Here is a 21,430-nt window from a genome sequence, read left to right on the forward strand (position 1 = left end):
CCCCTCGCCGACTCTCGTCGAGTGCGGGCCCTTCGTTGCTCTGAGCTCCTCCGGGCAACGAACAGCCCGCACTCGACGGCGGGTCAGGTGGTGCCGGCGGTCGCGGCGCTGGTCGCCGCCACCATCACGGTGATCATCACCGCGTTGACCTCGTCGATCGCCCGCTTCACCGCGGCACCCGCCCACTCCGACCCGGCGATCTCCTGCGCCCGCTGCTTCAGCGCGCGACGGTCCTCGTCGGGGAAGATCCGGCGGGTCAGGTCGGTCGCGTGCAGCAGCGAGACGAGGGCCGCCGTCGCCTCGTCCACGTCCGCGGTCCCGGTCAGCGCGGACAGCACCCGCTCGCGGACCGCGGTCTCCGGCGCCGGGTCGTGCGACTTCCATGTGGTGCTGGGGAACAGGCCGAGCACCTTGACCTGCTCCTCGCGCAGCACGCCCCGGGCGGCGAGCCCCTGCTGCAGCGACTCCTGACATGTCCGGGCGAAGCTGCCCTGCCCGATCTTCCGGATCGCGTCCTTGGGCCTGCGGCCGTCCAGCAGCGTGAGGATCTCGCGCTGCAGCGGGTCCGACGGCGTCGCCCGGCCGGTCACCCGGAACCTGTCCTGCTGCCCGCCGTCGACGCCGTCGGACACGTCGAGCGCGCCGCGCAGCGTGAGCTCCGCGACCGCGGCCCCGGCCAGCGCGAACTGCAGGTGCTGCGCGCTGAGCAGCGGCCGGCCCGAGGTGTCGTCGAGGGCGAGGAGCAGGTACTCCTCGGCGAGGCTGAGGTCCATGGCTGTCTCCCGCGATGATCGGTGCCGGTCTGTCGGGTCCAGCAGAACACGCCCGGCCCGGGTGCGTGATCCGCCGTTGGGATGACCCCGGCACCGTCGTGGGGCGGAGCCGTCGATGCGAGTGTCTGGATCGCTGGAGTTGGCCGGGTCCGTTCCCCTATGAGGGGAAACGCGGGAAACTCGTTACTGGAATGTGACGTGTCCTGCTATGTCCCGCCGCCATGTGAGCGCTAACATTCGAGGCGGGCACCACGCCGCTAGCACCCGCACGAAGCCGTGCGGGATCTCAAGGAGGAGACATGGCACGCACGACCCTGACCCGTACCGTTCTGGCCGCAGTGTCGGCAGCCGCGCTGTTCGCACTCGGCGCGTGCAGCTCGGACGCCGGCACCCAGACCGGCGGTGGCGGTGAGACCGGCGCCGCCGACGACGGCGTCATCACGCTCGGTTTCTCGCAGGTCGGCGCGGAGTCCGGGTGGCGCGCCGCCAACACCAAGTCGATCCAGGACACGCTCACCACGGAGAACGGCTTCGACCTGAAGTTCTCCGACGCGCAGCAGAAGCAGGAGAACCAGATCCAGGCGATCCGCTCCTACATCACGCAGGGTGTGGACGTCATCGCGTTCTCCCCGGTGGTCGAGACCGGCTGGGACGCCGTGCTCCAGGAGGCCAAGGCCGCCGGCATCCCCGTGATCCTCACGGACCGCGCCGTCGACTCCAGCGACGAGACCCTCTACGAGTCGTTCATCGGCTCGGACTTCGTCAAGGAGGGCGAGATGGCCGGCGAGTGGGCCGTCGAGCAGTACGACGGCGAGGGCTACAAGGCGGTCGAGCTCCAGGGCACCACCGGCGCCGCGCCGGCGATCGACCGCAAGGAGGGCTTCGAGTCCGCCATCGAGGGCTCCGACATCGAGATCATCGACAGCCAGACCGGCAACTTCACGCGCGCCGAGGGCAAGACCGTCATGGAGGGCTTCCTCAACGCCCACGACGACATCGACCTCGTGTTCGCGCACAACGACGACATGGGCCTCGGCGCGATCGAGGCGATCGAGGCCGCCGGCCTGACGCCGGGCGAGGACATCAAGATCATCACGATCGACGCCGTCAAGGACGGCATGCAGGCGCTCGCCGACGGCAAGATCAACTACATCGTCGAGTGCAACCCGCTGCTCGGCCCGGACCTGGCGGAGATCGCCGAGAAGGTCATCGCCGGCGAGGAGGTCGAGAAGCGCATCGTGGTCAAGGACGAGGCGTTCGACCAGGAGGCGGCAGTGGAAGCGCTGCCCACCCGCGAGTACTGACCGGCCGTGGCCGAGGTGGGGCGCCCGTGCGACGGGCGCCCCACCTCGGCCACGGAGCACGTAGCCAGGGTGTCGCAGCACGCCAGACAGAAGGTCGAGGATGACCCAGCAGACAACACCACCCGTCGTCGAGATGACCGGCATCAGCGTCGAGTTCCCACCGGTCAAGGCCCTCGACGGCGTCGACTTCAGCCTGCGTCCCGGTGAGATCCACGCCCTCATGGGCGAGAACGGCGCAGGCAAGTCCACCCTGATCAAGGCCCTGACGGGCATCCACTCGCCGACGGCGGGCACCATCCGCGTCGACGGCGTCGAGCGCCGGTTCAGCGGTCCCGCCGACGCCCGGGCGCACGGCGTCAGCACCGTGTACCAGGAGGTCAACCTCTGCGAGAACCTCACGGTCGCGGAGAACATCATGCTCGGCGCGGAGCCGCGCGTGCTGGGCGGCCTGAACTGGCGGGCGATCCGCCGGCAGGCGGCCACGCACCTGGAGCGGATGGGCCTGGACATCGACCCGGCGTCGTCCCTGGGGTCGCACTCGCTGGCGGTGCAGCAGCTCGTGGCGATCTGCCGGGCCACGGTGGGCGACTGCAAGGTGCTCATCCTCGACGAGCCCACCTCCAGCCTGGACACCGACGAGGTCGAGCGCCTGTTCACCGTCATGCGCGGGCTGCGCGCCGACGGCGTCGCGATCCTGTTCGTGAGCCACTTCCTGGACCAGGTCTACGAGGTCTCCGACCGGATGACGGTGCTGCGCAACGGCACCCTCGTGGGGGAGTACGTGACCGCCGACCTGCCCGCCGCCGAGCTGGTGCAGCACATGATCGGCCGGTCCATGGACGTGCTGGAGGCCGCGGAGGAGGTGCTGGAGCAGGCCGAGCGACCCGCCGAGACCACCCCGCTGCTGCAGGTGGTCGGCCTGGGCCGCAAGGGTTCGGTGCAGCCGTTCGACCTCGACCTGTACGAGGGAGAGGTGGTCGGGCTCGCCGGTCTGCTCGGCTCGGGCCGCACGGAGCTGGCGCGCCTGCTCACGGGCGCCGACCGGGCCGACGTCGGGCAGGCCCGCGTGTCCGGGCGGCCGACGCGCCTGCGGAACCCGCGCGCGGCGATGCGCCACCGCATCGCCTACACGTCCGAGGACCGCAAGGGCGAGGGCGTCGTGGACGGCCTCACCGTGCGGGAGAACATCGTGCTCGCGCTCCAGGCGGAGCGCGGCTGGATGCGGCCGCTGCCCCGCAAGCAGGTGGACGAGCTGGTCGCGCGGTACATCAAGCAGCTCGGCATCCGGCCCGCCAACCCGGAGGCGCTGCTGCGCAACCTGTCCGGCGGCAACCAGCAGAAGGTGCTGCTCGCGCGGTGGCTCGCCACCGCGCCGAGGCTGCTCGTGCTGGACGAGCCGACGCGCGGTATCGACGTCGGCGCCAAGGCGGAGATCCAGAAGCTCGTGGCCGAGCTGGCCGCCGACGGCATGTCCGTCGTCTTCATCTCCGCGGAGCTCGAGGAGGTGCTGCGCATCTCGCACCGCATCGCCGTGATGCGGGACCGCCGCAAGGTGGCGGAGATCGACGGAGGAGGAGCCACGATGGACCAGGTGGTCGACCTCATCGCGGGAGGTGGGGCAGCGTGAGGGACGTCCTGCGCCACCACCTGTTCTGGCCCGTGGCCGCGCTCGTCGCGCTGCTGGTCGCCAACACGGTCGCCCGGCCGGGCTTCCTGGCGGTCACCGTCCGGGACGGCCACCTCTTCGGGGCCCCGATCGACATCCTGCGGACGACGGCGCCCCTGCTGCTCGTCGCCCTCGGCATGACGCTGGTCATCGCGACGCGCGGCATCGACCTGTCGGTCGGCGCGGTGGTCGCGGTCTCCGGGGCGGTCGCGCTGTCGCACATCGCGTCGTCGCCGGACCCGGAGTCGCCGGTCACCGTGCTCACCGCCATCGGCCTGGCCCTGGCGCTCTGCCTGGTGCTGGGTGTGTGGAACGGGTTCCTGGTGTCCGCGCTGGGCATCCAGCCGATCATCGCCACACTGATCCTCATGACGGCGGGCCGCGGTGTGGCCATGCTGATCACCGGCGGCATGATCACCACCGTCAACAGCGCGCCGTTCAAGGTGCTGGGCTCCGGGTTCTGGCTCGGCCTGCCCGTGGCCGCCGTCATCGCGTTCGGCGTCTTCGCCGTGGTCGCGTTCGTCGTGCGGCGTACCGCGCTCGGCATGCTGCTGGAGGCCACCGGCATCAACCCCGCCGCCAGCCGGCTCTCCGGCGTGCGGTCGCGGACGCTGACCTGGACCGTGTACACGGCGTCGGGCCTGTTCGCCGGCCTGGCCGGCCTGCTGATCAGCGCCGACACCATGGCGGCCGACGCCAACAACGCAGGCCTGTTCATCGAGCTCGACGCGATCCTCGCGGTGGTGATCGGCGGGACGGCGCTCTCGGGCGGCAAGTTCAACCTGTCGGGCACCCTGGTCGGCGCGCTGGTCATCGCCACCCTGGAGCGGACCGTCACCGTGCTCGGCATCTCGCCGCTGGTCACGCCGCTGTTCATGGCCCTCGTCGTCATCGCCGTGACCCTGCTCCAGTCGCCCCGCATGCGGGAGCGGCTCACGGCCGCGCGCCGCCGCCAGGTCATGGCACCGCCCGAGCCGCAGCCCGCCGCTCGCCCCGACTCGACTCCCGACTCGACGGAGGTGAAGGCCGGATGACGACGTCGGCCCCCGCGGGCGCACCCCCCGCGCCCCGCAAGACCCCCAAGGCGCGCGCCTGGAAGCTTCCCATCCGGCTGGACCGGCGCTACCTGCCGGTGCTGGGCACGTTCGTGGTGCTCGCCCTCATGCTGATCATCGGCGGCACCCGGTACGAGAACTTCCTGACGCCCGCCGTGATCTCCAACCTGTTCATCAACAACGCACACCTCATCGTGCTCGCGGTGGGCATGACGTTCGTGATCCTCACCGGCGGCATCGACCTGTCCGTCGGGTCGGTCCTGGCGCTGTCGACGGTGATCACCGCGGCCCTGCTCCAGGCCGGCTGGCCGGTGGCCGTGGTGCTCCCCCTCGCCGTCGGCGCCGGGACGGTGATCGGCCTGGCGCACGGCGTGATGATCCACTACTTCCAGGTGCAGCCGTTCGTGGCCACGCTCGCGGGCATGTTCTTCGCGCGCGGGCTGTGCTTCCTCATCGCGCCGGAGTCGATAGCCATCGACAACGCGTCGTTCGTCGAGCTCGCCACCTGGGTGCAGATCTTCGGGGAATGGCGCATGACCTCCAGCGTGCTCGTCGCGCTCATCGTGGTGGGACTCGGATTCCTGGTGCTGCACTTCACGCGGTTCGGGCGCACGGTGTACGCGATCGGCGGCGGCGAGCAGTCCGCACTGCTCATGGGCCTGCCCGTGCCCCGCACCAAGGTGCTCGCCTACGTGGTGAGCGGCACGTGCGCCGGGCTCGGCGGCCTGCTGTTCGCGATGGCCTTCCGGTCCGGCTACTCGCTGACCGGCGTCGGCATGGAGCTCGACGCCATCGCGGCGGTCGTCATCGGCGGCACGCTGCTCACGGGCGGTACCGGGTTCGTGCTCGGGTCCGTGCTGGGCGTGCTCGTGCTCGGCCTGATCCAGACGATCATCACCTTCGAGGGCACCCTCAGCTCCTGGTGGACCAAGATCGTGATCGGCGTGCTGCTGCTGATCTTCGTGCTGCTCCAGCGAGTCCTGAGCCTCCGCCGCACGTGACCCCGGAACCCCGCCCCTGACTCGCCGCACCGGCTGCGCCGAGTCAGGGGCGGGGTCCGACCACTCCACTGACTCGGCGAGCCACACATGGCGAGTCAGTGCCACAGTCCCATCCGACAGCCACAACGACGTGACGAAAGGAATTACAACGATGAAGAGATCGACGAGACGCAGGACCGCCCTCGTGGCGGCAGCACTGAGCCTGGGGCTTGCCGTCCCCGGCGTCGCGGCGGCCACCACCCCGGCCGGCCCGGCCGCGCCCGCCTTGCCCGCCCCGACGTCGGCTACCGCGGACGGCGAGTACGCCGCCTACTTCTTCCCCTACTTCACCGGCGAGTCCACCGCCGACGGCGAGACCATCTCGTTCGCCGTCTCGAACGGGCCCGACCCGCTGGAGTGGACCACGCTGAACGGCGGCGAGCCCGTGCTCACCTCCGACCTCGGGACCAAGGGCCTGCGCGACCCGTTCCTGATCCGCGGCGGCGACGGCACGTACTACCTGCTCGCCACCGACCTGCAGATCTACGGCGGCGGCAACTTCGGCGACGCCCAGGAGACTGGCAGCCGGTCGATCATGGTCTGGGAGTCCACCGACCTGGTGAGCTGGGGCGAGCAGCGCGAGATCGAGCTGGCACCCGACAACGCCGGCAACCTGTGGGCGCCCGAGGCCTACTGGGACGAGGCGGCGGGGGAGTTCGTCGTCTACTGGGCCTCCGCCCTGTACCCGGCCGACGTCCCGCCCGCCGAGCGTGACATCCGGGACTCGTACCAGCGCATGCTGTACGCGACCACCACCGACTTCGAGACGTTCTCGGAGCCGCAGCCCTGGATCGACGAGCCCCAGGGCGACGGCCTCGGCATGATCGACTCCACGGTCGCGCAGGAGGACGGCGTCTACTACCGCCTCACCAAGGACGAGTCGTACATGGGGATGCGGCAGGAGTCGTCCACCGACCTGCGCCGTACCCAGGGCGTGTCCGACGGCGACGGCTGGGATCTCATCAAGGAGCGCGTCGGGTTCGGGCAGCCCAACCCCTGGGGCGGCACGTTCACCGGGGGCGAGGGCCCCACGCTGTTCCCGTCGCTCACCGACGACCGCTGGTTCCTGCTCCAGGACCAGCCCAGCTACCACGGCGGCCAGGGCTACATGCTCTTCGAGACCGACGACCTGAGCAGCGGCGAGTGGACGGCCAACCTCGACGCGATCCTGCCGGCCAGCCCCCGGCACGGCACGGTGCTGCCGATCACGGCCGAGGAACGGGAGCGCCTGCTGGCCGCGTACCCGCCCGCCGAGACCCCGGTCCAGGAGCACACGCTGGAGGTGGACGCCGACGCCGCCGGCACCGAGATGAGCGACGACCTCTACGGCGTCTTCTACGAGGACATCAACTACGCGGCCGACGGCGGCCTGTACGCCGAGCTGGTCCGCAACCGGTCCTTCGAGTTCGCCGCGACGGACAACGCGAGCTTCACCGGCATGACCGGCTGGGACGTGGTGCAGCGGGGCGGATCCACCGGGACCGCCGTCGTGGGGTCCGAGCGGGGCGAGTGGCTCAACGCGTCGAACCGGGCGTACCTGACGGTCGAGGCCGACGGCCCCGGCGTCGGCGTGCGGAACGCGAGCTACAACGAGGGCTTCGCCCTGGAGAAGCGCGAGAAGTACGACTTCTCGGTGTTCGCCCGGGCCGAGCGGGGGCAGCGGCTCACCGTCAGCCTGGAGTCCCCGGACGGGACGACCACCTACGCGTCCACCACGGTGAGCGTCAACGGCTCCGACCGCTGGAAGAAGCACACGGCCACCCTCACGGCGAACCGCACCGTGAACGACGCGCGGCTCGTGGTGACCGGCGGCGCTCGCGGCACGCTGCGCCTGGACATGGTCTCGCTGTTCCCGCGGGACACGTGGGTCGGCCCGGTCAACGGGCGCTCGGTGCTGCGCGCGGACCTCGCGGAGAAGGTCGCCGAGCTGGAGCCGTCGTTCCTGCGCTTCCCCGGCGGCTGCGTCACCAACGTGGGCACCTTCGACACGTACCTGGAGTCGGACGGCGCGGACCGCCGTCGGACCTACCAGTGGAAGGAGACCATCGGGCCGGTCGAGGAGCGGCCCACGAACTGGAACTTCTGGGGCTACAACCAGACCTACGGCCTGGGCTACCTGGAGTACTTCGAGTTCGCCGAGGACCTCGGCGCCACGCCCCTGCCCGTGCTCTCGGTGGGTGCCAACGGCTGCGGCAGCACCATCCCCGAGATGACCGACGACGCCCGCATCGACCGCTGGGTGCAGGACACCGTGGACCTCATCGAGTTCGCCAACGGGTCCGTGAAGACCAGGTGGGGCAACGTGCGTGCGTCGCTGGGGCACCCCGAGCCGTTCGGCCTGAAGTACATCGGCCTGGGCAACGAGGAGAACACCGACACCTTCCAGGCCAACTTCCCGCGGTTCCGCGACGCCGTCGAGGCGGCGCACCCGGAGGTCACCGTGATCTCGAACTCCGGCCCGGACGACACCGGCGCCCGGTTCGAGGAGCTGTGGGACTTCAACCGCGAGCAGGGCGTCGCGATGGTCGACGAGCACTACTACAACGACCCGTCGTGGTTCTTGTCGAACACCGAGCGGTACGACTCCTACGACCGCGAGGGCCCGCACGTCTTTCTCGGTGAGTACGCCTCGCGGGGCAACGCGTGGTCGAACGCGCTGTCCGAGGCCGCGTACATGACCGGGATCGAGCGCAACTCCGACCTCGTGGAGCTCGCGTCCTACGCCCCGATGTTCGCCAACGAGGACTACGTGCAGTGGTCGCCGGACATGATGTGGTTCGACAACGACGAGTCGTGGGGCTCGACGTCGTACTGGACGCAGAAGATGTTCATGACGAACACGGGCGACGAGGTGGTCCCGTCCACGCACGACGGCCCGGAGGAGACCCCCGCGGACATCTCGGGCGGCGTCTTCCTGTCGACGTGGAACACCCGGGCCGCCTACGACGACGTCGTGGTCACCGACAACGCGTCCGGCGAGGTGCTCTTCTCCGACTCGTTCGACGACGCGTCCGGCTGGGACCCCCAGTCCGGGACGTGGGCCGTGACCGACGGCGAGTACGTGCAGTCGGCCGGGAACGTGACCGACGCCCGCTCGATCATCACCGACGCCTACGCCCAGGACTGGGACAACTACACCCTGGAGCTCGACGCCCGGAAGCTCGGCGGCAGCGAGGCGTTCCTCGTCGGGTTCGCGGCCGGCGGCCGGGACGACTTCTACTGGTGGAACCTCGGCGGGTGGAACAACACCCGGCAGGCGCTGCAGCGGGCCGACAACAGCTCGGCGAACGAGGTCGCGGCCGTGGAGGGGCACTCCCTGGAGACGGGCCGGGACTACCACGTGAAGGTGGTGGTCTCCGGGCGGACGATCAGGCTCTACCTCGACGGTGAGCTGCAGATGACGTACACCGAGCCGACCACGGAGTCGCTGTACCAGGTGGTCACGCGCGACGAGCGCAGCGGCGACCTGGTGCTCAAGGTGGTCAACCCGTACGAGTCGGTCGCGCGGACGTCGGTGTCGGTCGACGGGGCCGAGGTGGCCTCCCGGGCGTCCGTGACGGAGATGAGCGGGGCGCCGTCGGCCAGGAACACCAAGACCCAGCCCGAACGGGTGATACCCGTCGAGAGCCGCACGCGGCTCGACGTGTCCCGCTCCGGCGGCGGCTCGGCGTTCACGTACGACTTCCCGGCCCACTCGATCACGTTCCTGCGTCTTCAGGAGCGTTAGCCGGTTCACGCCCACGGGACCACCGTCACCCCGTACGGTGGTCCCGTGAGCAAGCTGCCCGAGGACGTCCGGGAACGCCCCATGCCTGATCCTGCCGAGCTACGTCAGCTGGTCGCCGACCTCCGCCGCCTGGTGCTGACCTACAAGTTCGGGATCGACGAGGTCATGACCAAGGTCTCGATCCTGCGGGACGAGTTCCGGCACATGCAGAACTACAACCCCGTCGAGCACGTGGGGTCCCGGCTCAAGTCGTTCGAGTCGATCGTCGCCAAGTGCCGCCGCAAGGGCATCCCGCTGACGCCGGACGGCGTGCGCGACCAGATGTTCGACGTGGCCGGGGTGCGGATCACCTGCAGCTTCGTCAACGACATCTACCTGGTGCGCGACATGCTGCTCCAGCAGGCGGACCTGACGCTGCTGGAGGAGCGCGACTACATCAAGCACCCGAAGGCGACGGGGTACAAGTCGCTGCACCTCATCGTGCAGATCCCCGTGTACCTGTCCGACCGGGTCGAGAAGGTCATCGTCGAGATCCAGCTCCGCACCATCGCCATGGACTTCTGGGCGAGCCTGGAGCACAAGATCTACTACAAGTACGACGGCGACGTGCCCCGGCACCTCACCGACTCGCTCAAGCTCGCCGCCGACGTCGCGTGGTCGCTCGACACCTCGATGGAGCGCATCCACGACGAGGTCAAGGCCATCTCGGGCGACGAGGAGCCGGTCGCGAGCCGGCACAACCTGCACACCCCGGAGGAGATGCTGCGCGACTTCTGGCGTGGGGCGGAGGCCGACGGTGGTTTCGGCTTCGACAGCAAGTCCTGATCCGCACCTTTCGCGCTCCCACCGTGTCAGACGTACAGGTCACTCCTGTGACCTGTACGTCTGACACGTCGTCACGTCGTCCCGTTCTCAGGACGAGGCGAGGGTGCCCGACAGTGCCGTCCACGACTCCGGCGCCAGGGTGATCGTGGTGCTGCCGGCGGTGTCGGCGTCGGGCCCGGCGGTACCTCCCGCGGTCACGCGGCCGGCGACGTCGAACGCGCCCCAGTGCTTCTCGGCCACCTTCGCCGCATGCTCCGGGCCCACGACGGCGGGCTCGTGGTCGGCGGTCATCGACCAGCCCTCGGTGATCCCGAGCGCCGCGCCCGGGTGCGCCAGCTCGACCTCGACCGGCTCGGGGGAGCGGTTGGTCAGGAACAGCGCCACCGCGCCGTCCGCCAGCGTGGCCGCCGCCGTCACCGACGGCACCTCACCGTGGGCCTTGGTGGTGATGGTCGGTGTGGTCACCCGCAGGTCGAGCGCCTCGCCCTGCGCGAGCCGCGCCGTCGTCGCGAACGGGTGGAACGTGGGCTGCCGCCACGCCTCGCCGGCCGGCTCGGTCATGATCGGCGCGATCACGTTGACGAGCTGGGCCAGGCACGCCACGGGCACCCGGTCGGCGTGGTTCAGCAGCGTGACCAGCAGGTCGCCCACCACCACGGCGTCCAGCCCCGAATAGACGTCCTCGATGATGCGGGGCGCGTCCCGCTGGATCGGCAGGTTCTCCTCGCCCGGGAAGCGGGTCGTCAGGTACCAGACGTTCCACTCGTCGAAGCTCACGGTGATCTTCTTGTCCGAGCGCCGCTGCGCGCCCACGGCGTCGGCAGAGGCCACGACCCGCTCGATGAACCGGTCCATCGCGGTGCCCGAGCCGAGGAACGACGCGCGGTCGCCGTCGACCTCCTCGTAGTAGGCGTGCATCGAGATGTGGTCCACCAGGTCGTACGTGTACTCCAGGACGGTGCGCTCCCACTCGCCGAACGTGGGCATCTGCATCGAGGACGAGCCGCACGCGACCAGCTCGATCGACGGGTCCACGAGCTTCATCGCGGCGCCGGCGTTGCGGGCCAGCTTGCCGTACTCGTGCGCGTCCTTGTGCCCGATCTGCCACGGGCCGTCCATCTCGTTGCCCAGGCACCAGAGCTTGACCCCGTAGGGCTTCTCGCGGCCGTTGGCGATGCGCAGGTCGGCCCAGCGGGTACCCGCCTCGCCGTTGCAGTACTCGAGCAGGGCCACGGCCTCCTCGACGCCGCGCGTGCCGAGGTTGACCGCCATCATCGGCTGGATGCCCTCGCGCTCGGCCCACTGCAGGAACTCGTCGGTGCCCACGAGGTTGGGCTCCACGGTGCGCCAGGCGAGGTCGAGGAACGGCTTGCGCTGCTCCACCGGCCCGACGGCGTCCTCCCAGCGGTAGTTCGACACGAAGTTGCCGCCCGGGTACCGGACGGTCGTGACGCCCAGCTCGCGGGTCAGGTCGGCGACGTCGCGGCGGAAGCCGTGCTCGTCCGACGTCGGATGGCCGGGCTCGTGGATACCCGTGTACACGGCGCGGCCCAGGTGCTCCACGAAGGAGCCGAACAGGCGGCGGTCGACGGTACCCACGGTGAAGTCGGGGTGCAGCAGGACGCGGGTGCGGGAGGTCGTCATTGTTCCTCGCTGATCGGTCGGCGGTTCTACAACGTTGCACACTAGCCGATGGACGACGCGGCAGCGATGCCCGTCCTCTACCCTGTGGAAAAACCTGACGAGCGGAGGCAGGCAGCGTGGCCGTGACGATGCACGACGTGGCGCAGCGCGCGGGCGTCTCCATCAAGACCGTGTCGAACGTGGTGAACGGCTACCCGTACATCCGCGCCGCCACCAAGGAACGCGTCGAGGCCGCGATCGAGGAGCTGGGCTATCGCGTCAACATGTCCGCGCGGAACCTGCGTACGCGGCGCACCGGGCTGATCACGCTCGCGGTCCCGGAGCTGTCGCTCCCGTACTTCGCGGAGCTGGCCGACGCCGTCATCTCCGCCGCCGACGCCGCGGGCTGGACCGTGCTCATCGAGCAGACGAGCGCCAGCCGCGAGCGGGAGACCGAGGTGCTCTCGGGGCGCCGCCGGCACCTCACCGACGGGCTGATCTTCTCGCCGCTGGCGCTCGGGCCGGACGACATCGAGCTGTTCTCGGTGGACTTCCCCCTGGTGATCCTCGGCGAGCGGGTGTTCGGGGCGCCCGCCGACCACGTGACGATGAACAACGTGGCCGCGGCCAAGGCGGCGACGCTCCACCTGGCGTCGCTCGGGCGGCGTCGGATCGCCGTGATCGGGGCGCACGAGGGGGAGCAGGTCGGCTCCGCGGCGCTGCGGACGGAGGGCTACCGTGCGGGGCTCGCGGAGGCCGGGCTCCCGTTCGACCCGGAGCTGGTCGGCGAGGCGGGCCTGTGGCACCGCTCGACCGGCGCCGAGACGATGAGCCGGATGCTCGACGACGGGGTGGAGATCGACGCCGTCTTCGCCCTCAACGACGCGCTCGCGCTCGGCGCGCTGCACGCCCTGCACGCACACCGGATCGACGTGCCGGGGCAGGTGGCGCTCATCGGGTTCGACGACGTCGACGACGCGCGCTACTCGGTCCCCGCGCTCTCCTCCGTGGACCCGGGCCGGGACCAGATCGCGCACACCGCGGTGGAGCTGCTGCTGGAGCGCATCGGCGCGTCCGGTGACCCCGCGCCGTTCCGCAAGGTGGTGCCGGACTCCCGGATCGTGGGCCGGGAGTCCACGGGCGAGAACGGCGACGTGGTGGGCGTCCAGCCGGGCGGCACCGAGCAGGTGGCTGTCGACATGACCTGGGCCTGAGATGGACAGGGACACCGCGCCTCGAACCTGGTTCCGGTGGGGAGTCGCCGCCGTGGTCGCGGCCGTCGTCGTCTGGGGGCACGGATTCCTCGAGGGTTCCGGGGGTAACGACGTCGAAGAGATGTGCCAGCAGGTCCATGGGCAGCCGTTCGACGACGAGTACCGGCACCGCGAGTGGAGCGGCCCGCAACCGCTGTACCCGCTCCACAACATGTGCAACGAGCACTATGACCTGGTTCCAGGCTGGGTCAACCCGACGGTCGCCGTCCTGACTCTCTCCGGCGGCGGCATGGTGCTCTTCGCCGCGGCGCTGTGGACGTCAGGGGTCGTGGGCCGGCGGATCTGGGCTGCTCGCCCCTGACCCCTTGCCACGGCGGCATGGTTGCCGGTAGAACGGTGCCCGGCGTTCCTACAACGTTGAAAAGTGACCCCGGTGACGACGCCGGGAGCGACGTGGTCCCTCGACCGCGGAGCACCGAATCAAGGAGGACTCGGATGCGTACTTCAGCCCGACGCCGAGGCGTGGCCGCCGCAGCCGCCGTGGCCGTATCCGCCATCGGCCTCACGGCCTGCTCCGGCGGCGGCGGGAGCGCCGAGGAGGCGACCTGCACCAACGAGATCAAGCAGCCCGACGCCGCCCAGGTGACGGTGTGGGCGTGGTACCCGTCGTTCGAGTCGGTCGTGGACAACTTCAACGAGACCCACACCAACCTGCAGGTCTGCTGGACCAACGCGGGCCAGGGCGCGGACGAGTACAACAAGTTCCAGACCGCCATCGAGGCCGGCACCGGCGCGCCCGACGTGATCATGCTCGAGGCCGAGGTGCTGCCCACCTTCACGATCCTCGAGTCGCTCGTGGACCTGTCCGAGTACGGCGCCGCCGAGCTGGAGGGCGACTACACGCCCGGCTCCTGGTCCGACGTCTCCAACGGCGACGCGGTCTACGCGATCCCAGTCGACGGCGGCCCCATGGGCATGCTCTACCGCGCCGACATCTTCGAGGAGTACGGCGTCGAGGTGCCGACCACCTGGGACGAGTTCGCGACCGCCGCCCAGGACCTGCGCGACGCGGGCTTCGAGGGGCACATCACCGACTTCCCGACCAACGGCAACGCGCTCAACTACGCGCTGTTCGCCCAGAACGGCTGGGAGCCGTTCCAGTACGACGCCGCGAAGCCGACCGAGGTGGGCATCACCGTCGACAGCCCGGAGGCCGAGGAGGTCCTGAGCTACTGGAAGGGCCTGATCGACGACGACCTGGTGGCCACCGAGGACGCCTTCACCACCGACTACAACGCGGCGCTCGTGGACGGCACCTACGCCGTCTACCTGGCCGCCGCCTGGGGCCCCGGCTACCTGCAGGGCCTCTCGGAGGCGGACGCCGACGCCGAGTGGCGCGCGGCCCCGCTGCCGCAGTGGGACCCGGAGAACCCGGTCCAGGTGAACTGGGGCGGCTCCACGTTCGCCGTGACCACGCAGTCCGAGCAGCCGGAGGCGGCCGCGACCGTGGCCAAGGAGCTGTTCGACACCGACGAGGCCTGGAGGCTCGGCGTCGAGGAGGCGGCCCTGTGGCCGCAGTGGAAGCCGATGCTCGAGTCGGACTGGTTCACGGGTCTCGAGGCGCCGTTCTTCGGCGGGCAGAAGATCAACGAGGAGGTGTTCCTGGACGCGGCCAACGGGTACGAGGGCTTCTCGTTCAGCCCGTTCCAGGTCTACGCCTACGACCAGCAGACCCAGGCCCTGTACGACATGGTGCAGAACGGCACGGACGCCGCGACCGCGCTGGGCACCGTCCAGGACGGGCTGGTGCAGTACGCCACCGAGCAGGGCTTCACGGTCTCCGAATGAGTGCGAGCAAGAGCGCCGTCGCGCCGTCCGCGACCCGCCCCACCAGCAAGATCGCCAGCCGGCGGCAGCGCTGGGGATACGTCTACGTGGCGCCGTTCGCCGCGGTGTTCGCCGTGTTCCTCGTGCTGCCGCTGGGCTACGCGCTGTGGATGAGCCTGCACAACAAGGGCATCGCCACGGCCGGACGCAGCGTGTTCGCGGGCGCCGACAACTACGTCAAGGCGTTCACGGACCCGGTGTTCCTGGAGGGGCTGTGGCGGGTGCTCCGGTTCGTGCTGGTCATGGTGCCGGTGCAGATCGTGGTCGCGCTCGTGGCGGCGCTCCTGCTCGACACGCTCGCCACGCGGCTCAGCCGGGCCACGCGCCTGCTGATCTTCGTGCCGTACGCGATCCCCGCGGTGATCGGCGCGCTCATGTGGGGCTTCCTGTACAGCCCCCGGTTCGGCCCGGCACAGGACGTGTTCGGCCTGGTGGGCCTGGCGGCGCCGAACTTCCTCAGCTCCGCCAACATCTTCGGGTCGCTGGTCAACATCGTGACCTGGCAGTGGGTGGGCTACTACATGATCATCATCTACGCGGCCCTGCGCTCGATCGACCCGTCCGTCTACGAGGCCGCGGTGCTCGACGGCGCGGACGGCCGGCAGATCGCGCTGCGCATCAAGGTGCCGATGATCTCGTCGTCGATGGTGATGATCGTGGTCTTCGCGCTCATCGGCACCCTGCAGTTCTTCACGGAGCCGCAGGTGCTGCGGTCCTCCGCGCAGGGCGCCATCCCGTCCGACTACACCCCGAACATGTACGCGTTCGCCACGGCGTTCAACTACAGCCAGTTCAACTACGCCTCGACGCTGGCGTTCGCGCTCGGCTTCCTCGTGTTCGTGGGCTCGTACGTGTTCCTGTTCCTCACGCGCAAGCAGAGCGGGCTCAAGTGATGACGACCTCGACCCTTCTTTCCAGGTCTCGTACCGACCGTGCGGTGCAGGACACCTCGGGGCCCGTGGGCCAGGGCCGCCGCCTGGGCTCGCACGTGGTGCTCGTGATCCTCGCGATCTACTTCGTGGTGCCCCTGTGGTGGCTCGCCGTGGCGTCCACCAAGACGAACGCGGGCCTGTTCGCCGGGGACGCGCTCTGGTTCGGCTCCGACTTCGCGCTCTGGGACAACATCGCCGGGCTCTTCACGCACCAGGGCGGCATCTACTGGACGTGGTTCCGCAACTCGTTCGTCTACGCGATCGCGGGCGGCGTGGGCGCGACGGCGCTCTCCGTGCTCGCGGGGTACGGCCTCGCCAAGTACCGGTTCCGGGGGCGTTCGGCGTTCTTCGCGCTGCTGCTCGGCTCGGTCATGGTCCCGATGACGGCGCTCGTCATCCCCACCTTCGTGCTGCTGAGCGGGATGGGCCTGCTCAACACCATGTGGGCGGTGATCCTGCCGTCGCTGCTCAGCCCGGTCGGCGTCTACCTCGTGCGGGTCTACGCCCAGGACGCGGTGCCGGAGGAGGTGCTCGACGCCGGACGGGTCGACGGCGCGGGTGAACTTCGCCTCTTCTTCCAGGTGGTGCTTCCGCTGCTGCGACCGGCGATCGTGACCGTTCTGCTCCTCACCACGGTCGCGACCTGGAACAACTTCTTCCTGCCGCTGGCGGTCCTGCGGGACCCGAACCTGCTGCCGGTGACGGTCGGCATCTACAACTGGCAGGCCCTCTCGAACGCCGGCGCGGGCGGCGAGCAGGTGTGGAACCTGATCGTCACAGGGTCGTTCCTGTCGGTGGTTCCGCTGGTCGCAGCGTTTCTTTCGTTGCAGAGGTACTGGCAGGGCGGGCTGTCGCTCGGCAGCGTCCGGTAGCGTCGGCCGGCCCGCGTGGCGGGCCGGCCGAGGCTCAGACTCCCTTGACCCAGCTCCCGGCCGGTTGACGGTCTCGATGCCGTAACCATTCAAGAAGGCTTCCTTACTTTTCCGGGACCACGGCTACCGTGAACCCCGTCACCGATGGGTCGTGGCGGGGTTCAGCCGACGCGACTTTGACCAATGGGCTTGTGAGCGTTCACAATCTGTTGCGTTCACAAAGTGAAGTCGGCCGGGTTGCAGAGACGTTGCCCGGGCAACACTCGAAGAGGAGAAGTCATGGCAAGGAAGCTGTGGGCTACGCGTGGTCTGGCCGCGCTGGCAACGGGCGCGATGGCCGTCTCGCTCGCCGCGTGCGGCGGTGGCGGTGCCGGTGCGGGTGGCGGCGCCGATGGCGGTGCCGGGGACGGCGAGGCCGGCGGCCTCGTGGGTGTGGCCATGCCCACCCAGACGTACGAGCGCTGGATCGCCGACGGCGACGCCGTGAAGACGGGTCTCGAGGAGGCCGGGTACGACGTCGACCTGCAGTTCGCGGGCGACGACATCCCGACCCAGCAGCAGCAGATCGACGCGATGATCAACAAGGGTGCCGAGGCGCTCATCATCGCCTCGATCGACGGCACCGCGCTGGGCAGCCAGCTCGAGGCCGCCGCCGCCGCCGACATCCCGGTCATCTCCTACGACCGCCTGATCCGCGACTCGGAGAACGTCGACTTCTACGTCACGTTCGACAACTACCAGGTGGGCGTGCAGCAGGGCACCTCGCTGCTGACCGGCCTGGGCATCCTCGACGAGAACGGCGAGGAGGCCGCGGACGCGCCCGAGGGCCCGTTCAACATCGAGCTGTTCGCCGGCTCGCCCGACGACAACAACGCCGGGTTCTTCTTCGACGGCGCGATGTCCGTGCTCCAGCCGTACATCGACGACAAGACGCTCGTCGTGCCCTCGGAGCAGGTCGACTTCGGCACCGTCGCCATCCAGCGGTGGGAGCAGGAGCGTGCGCAGAAGCGCATGGAGGACCTCCTGACCGCCACGTACACCAAGGGTGACGTGACCGTCGACGGCGTGCTGGCCCCGGCCGACGTCATCTCGCGCGGCATCATCACGGCCCTCGAGAACTCCGGCTACGGCAAGGGCGACCTCGCCATGCCGATCATCACGGGCCAGGACGCCGAGGCGTCGTCCGCCAAGCTGATCGTCGACGGCGCTCAGTACTCGACCATCTTCAAGGACACGCGTCTGCTGGCCGAGCAGGCCGTCACCGCCGCCACGGCCTACCTCGAGGGCAACGAGCCCGAGGCGAACGACACCAAGACGTACGACAACGGCGTCAAGGTCGTGCCGTCGTTCCTGCTGCCCACGGTGATCGTCACCAAGGACAACCTGCAGGCCGAGCTGATCGACTCCGGCTACCTCACCGAGGACGAGGTCGCCTCCGGTCAGGTCGACGAGTAGGTCTGACCTCCTCGCGACACCGGCTCGACACCGCTGACCCGTGTCAGGCCGTCAGGACACCTCGGTGTCCTGACGGCCTGACACGGGGTCGTCGGGCGGGCACGGCCTCGCACCATCTCTATTGGCGACAAGTACGCGACAAGGACTGGCATGGCCGATTCGGCGCCGACCGACATCCTCGAGATGCGCGGCATCACCAAGACATTTCCTGGGGTCAAGGCACTCCAGGACGTCAACCTCACCGTCCGCCGGGGCGAGATCCACGCGATCTGCGGCGAGAACGGGGCGGGCAAGTCCACCCTGATGAAGGTGCTGTCGGGTGTGTACCCGTACGGCACCTACGAGGGCGACATCGTGCTCGACGGCGAGACCGCCCAGTTCGGCACGATCAACGACTCCGAGGCGCTGGGCGTGGTGATCATCCACCAGGAGCTCGCCCTCGTCCCGTACCTGTCGATCGCCGAGAACATCTTTCTCGGGAACGAGCGCCTTCGGGCCGGCGGCGCCATCGACTGGAACCGCACCAACGCCGAGGCGGCCGAGCTGCTCGCGCGGGTGGGTCTGAGCGAGTCGCCCACGACGCCCATCTCCGCGCTCGGCGTGGGCAAGCAGCAGCTCGTCGAGATCGCCAAGGCGATCTCCAAGGACGTGCGCCTGCTCATCCTCGACGAGCCGACGGCGGCGCTGAACGACAACGACTCCGAGCACCTGCTCGGCCTGCTCCGGCAGTTCAAGGAGCAGGGCATCACCTCGATCATGATCTCCCACAAGCTGGCCGAGATCGCCGAGATCGCCGACACCACCACGATCATCCGCGACGGCAAGTCGATCGAGACCTTCGACATGGCCACCGCGGGCGCCTCGTCCGACGCGATCCAGGACCGCATCATCCGCGGCATGGTGGGGCGTGACCTCGACAACCGGTACCCCGACCGCGTGTCCAACCCCGGCGCCGAGGTGCTGCGCGTCGAGGACTGGACGGTGTACCACCCGACCCAGCCCGGGCGCGTCGTCGTCGAGAAGGCGAACCTGAACGTCCGCGCGGGCGAGGTCGTCGGCATCGCCGGCCTCATGGGCGCCGGGCGCACGGAGCTCGCGATGTCGCTGTTCGGCCGCTCCTACGGGCGGGACATCAGCGGCACGGCGTACATCCACGGCCAGCCGGTCGACGTGCACAACGTGCCGGACGCGATCAAGGCGGGTATCGCCTACGTGTCGGAGGACCGCAAGCAGTACGGGCTCAACCTCATCGAGGACATCCGCCGGAACATCTCGGCGGCGGGCCTCGGCAAGCTGTCCAAGAACGGCTTCGTGGACGAGAACGAGGAGCTCAAGGTCGCGGAGGAGTACCGCGCGTCCATGAACATCCGCACCCCCAACGTGCTGGTGGAGGTGGGCAAGCTCTCGGGCGGCAACCAGCAGAAGGTGGTGCTGTCCAAGTGGCTGTACACCGCCCCTGAGGTGCTGATCCTCGACGAGCCCACCCGCGGCATCGACGTCGGCGCCAAGTACGAGATCTACACCATCATCAACGAGCTGGTCGCGGCGGGGAAGGCCGTGCTGGTCATCTCGTCGGAGCTCCCCGAGCTCCTCGGGATCTGCGACCGCATCTACACCCTGGCCTTCGGCCGTATCACTGGCGAGGTCGACGTGCCCTCCGCCACCCAGGAAGGACTCATGGCTCTCATGACGCAGGAGACCACGCAGGAGACGCAGGAGGCGACGGCATGACCGGCATCGCCGACATCCGGGACCTGCTCACCCGGAACATCCGCACCAGCGGTATCTACATCGCGTTCGTGCTGATCATCGTGCTGTTCTCGGTGCTCACCGACGGACTGCTGCTCAGCTCGCGCAACCTCACCAGCCTCGTGCTGCAGTTCTCGTACATCCTGATCCTCGCCATCGGCATGGTGATCATCATCATCGGCGGGCACATCGACCTGTCGGTGGGGTCGGTGGTCGCGCTGACCGGCGCGGTCGCCGCCGTCGTCGTGATCCGGAACGGGCTGCCCTGGTGGGTCGGCGTCCTCGCCGCACTCGGCACGGGACTCCTGGTCGGCGCCTGGCAAGGGTTCTGGGTCGCGTACGTAGGAATTCCAGCGTTCATCGTGACGCTGGCGGGCATGCTCCTGTTCCGCGGCCTCACGCTCGAGGTGCTGAACAACGTCTCGCTCTCGCCGTTCCCGGCCGAGTACACGAGCATCGCCACGGGCTTCCTCAACGGCCTGCTCGGCGGCTACGGGTACGACACCTTCACGCTGGTCATCTTCGCGATCGGCGTGCTGGGCTTCGCCTACAACTCGTGGCGCAACCGCCGCGCGCGGATCGCCTACAACCAGACGGTCGAGGCTCCGGTCCTGTTCGTGCTGAAGCTGGTCGTGGTCGCCGCCGTCGTCATGTGGTTCGCCTACAACCTCGCGACGTACCGCGGCCTGCCTGCCGTGCTGATCATCCTGGCCGTGCTGGTCCTGGCCTACACGCTGATCACCAAGCACAGCGTGTTCGGCCGCCACGTCTACGCCATCGGTGGCAACCTCGCCGCGGCGCAGCTCTCCGGCGTCCGGGTCAAGCGCGTGAACTTCTGGATGTTCGTGAACATGGGCTTCCTCGCCTCCGTCGCGGGCATCGTGTTCTCCGCCCGGTCGAGCGCCGCCCAGCCGGCCGCGGGCAACATGTTCGAGCTCGACGCGATCGCGGCGTGCTTCATCGGTGGCGCCGCCGTGACCGGCGGCATCGGCACCGTGACCGGCGCGATGGTCGGTGGTCTGATCATGGCCGTCATGTCGAACGGCATGTCGCTCATGGGCGTCGACCAGTCGACGCAGCAGATCGTCAAGGGCATCGTGCTCCTCCTGGCCGTCGCGTTCGACGTCTGGAACAAGAAGCGGGCGTCGGCCACCCGCTGACCCGTGCGGGGCGGGCCTCTTCGGGGCCCGCCTCCGAGGAACGACCTCAGGCACCGACTCCTCCGGGGGCGGTGCCTGAGGTCGTTGTCGTTCGGCGGTCTCGGCGCTCCATCGTCCTTGGGGGCCGGGCCGACGGCGGGTGGTGGGC

At 69.5% G+C, this 21,430-nt stretch carries 16 protein-coding genes; 14 read left to right on the plus strand and 2 right to left on the minus strand.

From position 1 onward, the window contains the following. Positions 1-83: 83 nt before the first annotated feature. Positions 84-773 (minus strand): GOLPH3/VPS74 family protein, encoded by a 690-nt coding sequence (locus tag QRN56_RS02080; RefSeq protein ID WP_285100809.1) that lies wholly within the window; start codon positions 771-773, stop codon positions 84-86. Positions 774-1,072: 299 nt separating this feature from the next. On the opposite strand from QRN56_RS02080, the gene QRN56_RS02085 reads away from it, so the two are divergent. The 6 genes from QRN56_RS02085 (at position 1,073) to QRN56_RS02110 (ending at position 10,390) form a co-directional block, all read left to right on the plus strand. Continuing rightward, complete coding sequence (locus QRN56_RS02085) at positions 1,073-2,077, plus strand: ABC transporter substrate-binding protein (RefSeq protein ID WP_285100810.1); 1,005 nt, start codon at positions 1,073-1,075, stop codon at positions 2,075-2,077. A 100-nt stretch (positions 2,078-2,177) separates the two neighbouring features. Further along, a complete protein-coding gene (locus tag QRN56_RS02090) occupies positions 2,178-3,704 on the plus strand; it encodes a sugar ABC transporter ATP-binding protein (protein ID WP_285100811.1) in 1,527 nt (508 codons plus the stop codon). Next, positions 3,701-4,777 carry an ABC transporter permease gene (locus tag QRN56_RS02095; RefSeq protein ID WP_285100812.1) on the plus strand — a complete coding sequence of 359 codons (1,077 nt, stop codon included), beginning with the start codon at positions 3,701-3,703 and terminating at the stop codon, positions 4,775-4,777. The genes QRN56_RS02090 and QRN56_RS02095 overlap by 4 nt, the downstream gene beginning before the upstream one ends. After that, entirely contained in the window at positions 4,774-5,799 is a 1,026-nt protein-coding gene (gene yjfF, locus QRN56_RS02100) for a galactofuranose ABC transporter, permease protein YjfF (RefSeq protein WP_285100813.1), read from the plus strand. Before QRN56_RS02095 ends, yjfF begins: the two co-directional genes overlap by 4 nt. A gap of 151 nt (positions 5,800-5,950) precedes the next feature. Then, entirely contained in the window at positions 5,951-9,565 is a 3,615-nt protein-coding gene (locus QRN56_RS02105; RefSeq protein WP_285100814.1) for an alpha-L-arabinofuranosidase family protein, read from the plus strand. 45 nt (positions 9,566-9,610) lie between these two features. Next, positions 9,611-10,390 carry a GTP pyrophosphokinase gene (locus QRN56_RS02110; RefSeq protein WP_285100815.1) on the plus strand — a complete coding sequence of 260 codons (780 nt, stop codon included), beginning with the start codon at positions 9,611-9,613 and terminating at the stop codon, positions 10,388-10,390. Positions 10,391-10,477: 87 nt separating this feature from the next. Here QRN56_RS02110 and arfA read toward each other — a convergent pair whose 3' ends face one another. Further along, positions 10,478-12,034: an arabinosylfuranosidase ArfA gene (gene arfA / locus QRN56_RS02115; RefSeq protein WP_285100816.1), complete on the minus strand. Its 1,557-nt coding sequence runs from the start codon at positions 12,032-12,034 to the stop codon at positions 10,478-10,480. A 116-nt stretch (positions 12,035-12,150) separates the two neighbouring features. Between arfA and QRN56_RS02120 the strand changes: the two genes are divergently transcribed. The 8 genes from QRN56_RS02120 (at position 12,151) to mmsB (ending at position 21,282) form a co-directional block, all read left to right on the plus strand. Continuing rightward, positions 12,151-13,227 carry a LacI family DNA-binding transcriptional regulator gene (locus tag QRN56_RS02120; RefSeq protein ID WP_285100817.1) on the plus strand — a complete coding sequence of 359 codons (1,077 nt, stop codon included), beginning with the start codon at positions 12,151-12,153 and terminating at the stop codon, positions 13,225-13,227. Between the two features lies 1 nt (position 13,228). Then, positions 13,229-13,588 carry a hypothetical protein gene (locus tag QRN56_RS02125; protein ID WP_285100818.1) on the plus strand — a complete coding sequence of 120 codons (360 nt, stop codon included), beginning with the start codon at positions 13,229-13,231 and terminating at the stop codon, positions 13,586-13,588. A 134-nt stretch (positions 13,589-13,722) separates the two neighbouring features. Next, positions 13,723-15,075 (plus strand): ABC transporter substrate-binding protein, encoded by a 1,353-nt coding sequence (locus QRN56_RS02130; RefSeq protein WP_285100819.1) that lies wholly within the window; start codon positions 13,723-13,725, stop codon positions 15,073-15,075. Continuing rightward, positions 15,072-16,007: a carbohydrate ABC transporter permease gene (locus tag QRN56_RS02135; protein ID WP_285100820.1), complete on the plus strand. Its 936-nt coding sequence runs from the start codon at positions 15,072-15,074 to the stop codon at positions 16,005-16,007. The genes QRN56_RS02130 and QRN56_RS02135 overlap by 4 nt, the downstream gene beginning before the upstream one ends. Before the next feature lie 44 nt (positions 16,008-16,051). Continuing rightward, positions 16,052-16,918 carry a carbohydrate ABC transporter permease gene (locus QRN56_RS02140; protein WP_285100821.1) on the plus strand — a complete coding sequence of 289 codons (867 nt, stop codon included), beginning with the start codon at positions 16,052-16,054 and terminating at the stop codon, positions 16,916-16,918. A gap of 279 nt (positions 16,919-17,197) precedes the next feature. Beyond that, positions 17,198-18,373: a multiple monosaccharide ABC transporter substrate-binding protein gene (chvE, locus tag QRN56_RS02145; protein WP_285100822.1), complete on the plus strand. Its 1,176-nt coding sequence runs from the start codon at positions 17,198-17,200 to the stop codon at positions 18,371-18,373. Between the two features lie 150 nt (positions 18,374-18,523). Then, positions 18,524-20,104, plus strand: a complete 1,581-nt coding sequence (gene mmsA / locus QRN56_RS02150) for a multiple monosaccharide ABC transporter ATP-binding protein (protein ID WP_285100823.1) — start codon at positions 18,524-18,526, stop codon at positions 20,102-20,104. Next, positions 20,101-21,282: a multiple monosaccharide ABC transporter permease gene (gene mmsB, locus QRN56_RS02155; protein ID WP_285100824.1), complete on the plus strand. Its 1,182-nt coding sequence runs from the start codon at positions 20,101-20,103 to the stop codon at positions 21,280-21,282. Before mmsA ends, mmsB begins: the two co-directional genes overlap by 4 nt. Positions 21,283-21,430: the final 148 nt, after the last annotated feature.

The organism is Promicromonospora sp. MEB111 (assembly GCF_030209445.1).
Taxonomy (GTDB): Bacteria; Actinomycetota; Actinomycetes; order Actinomycetales; family Cellulomonadaceae; genus Promicromonospora.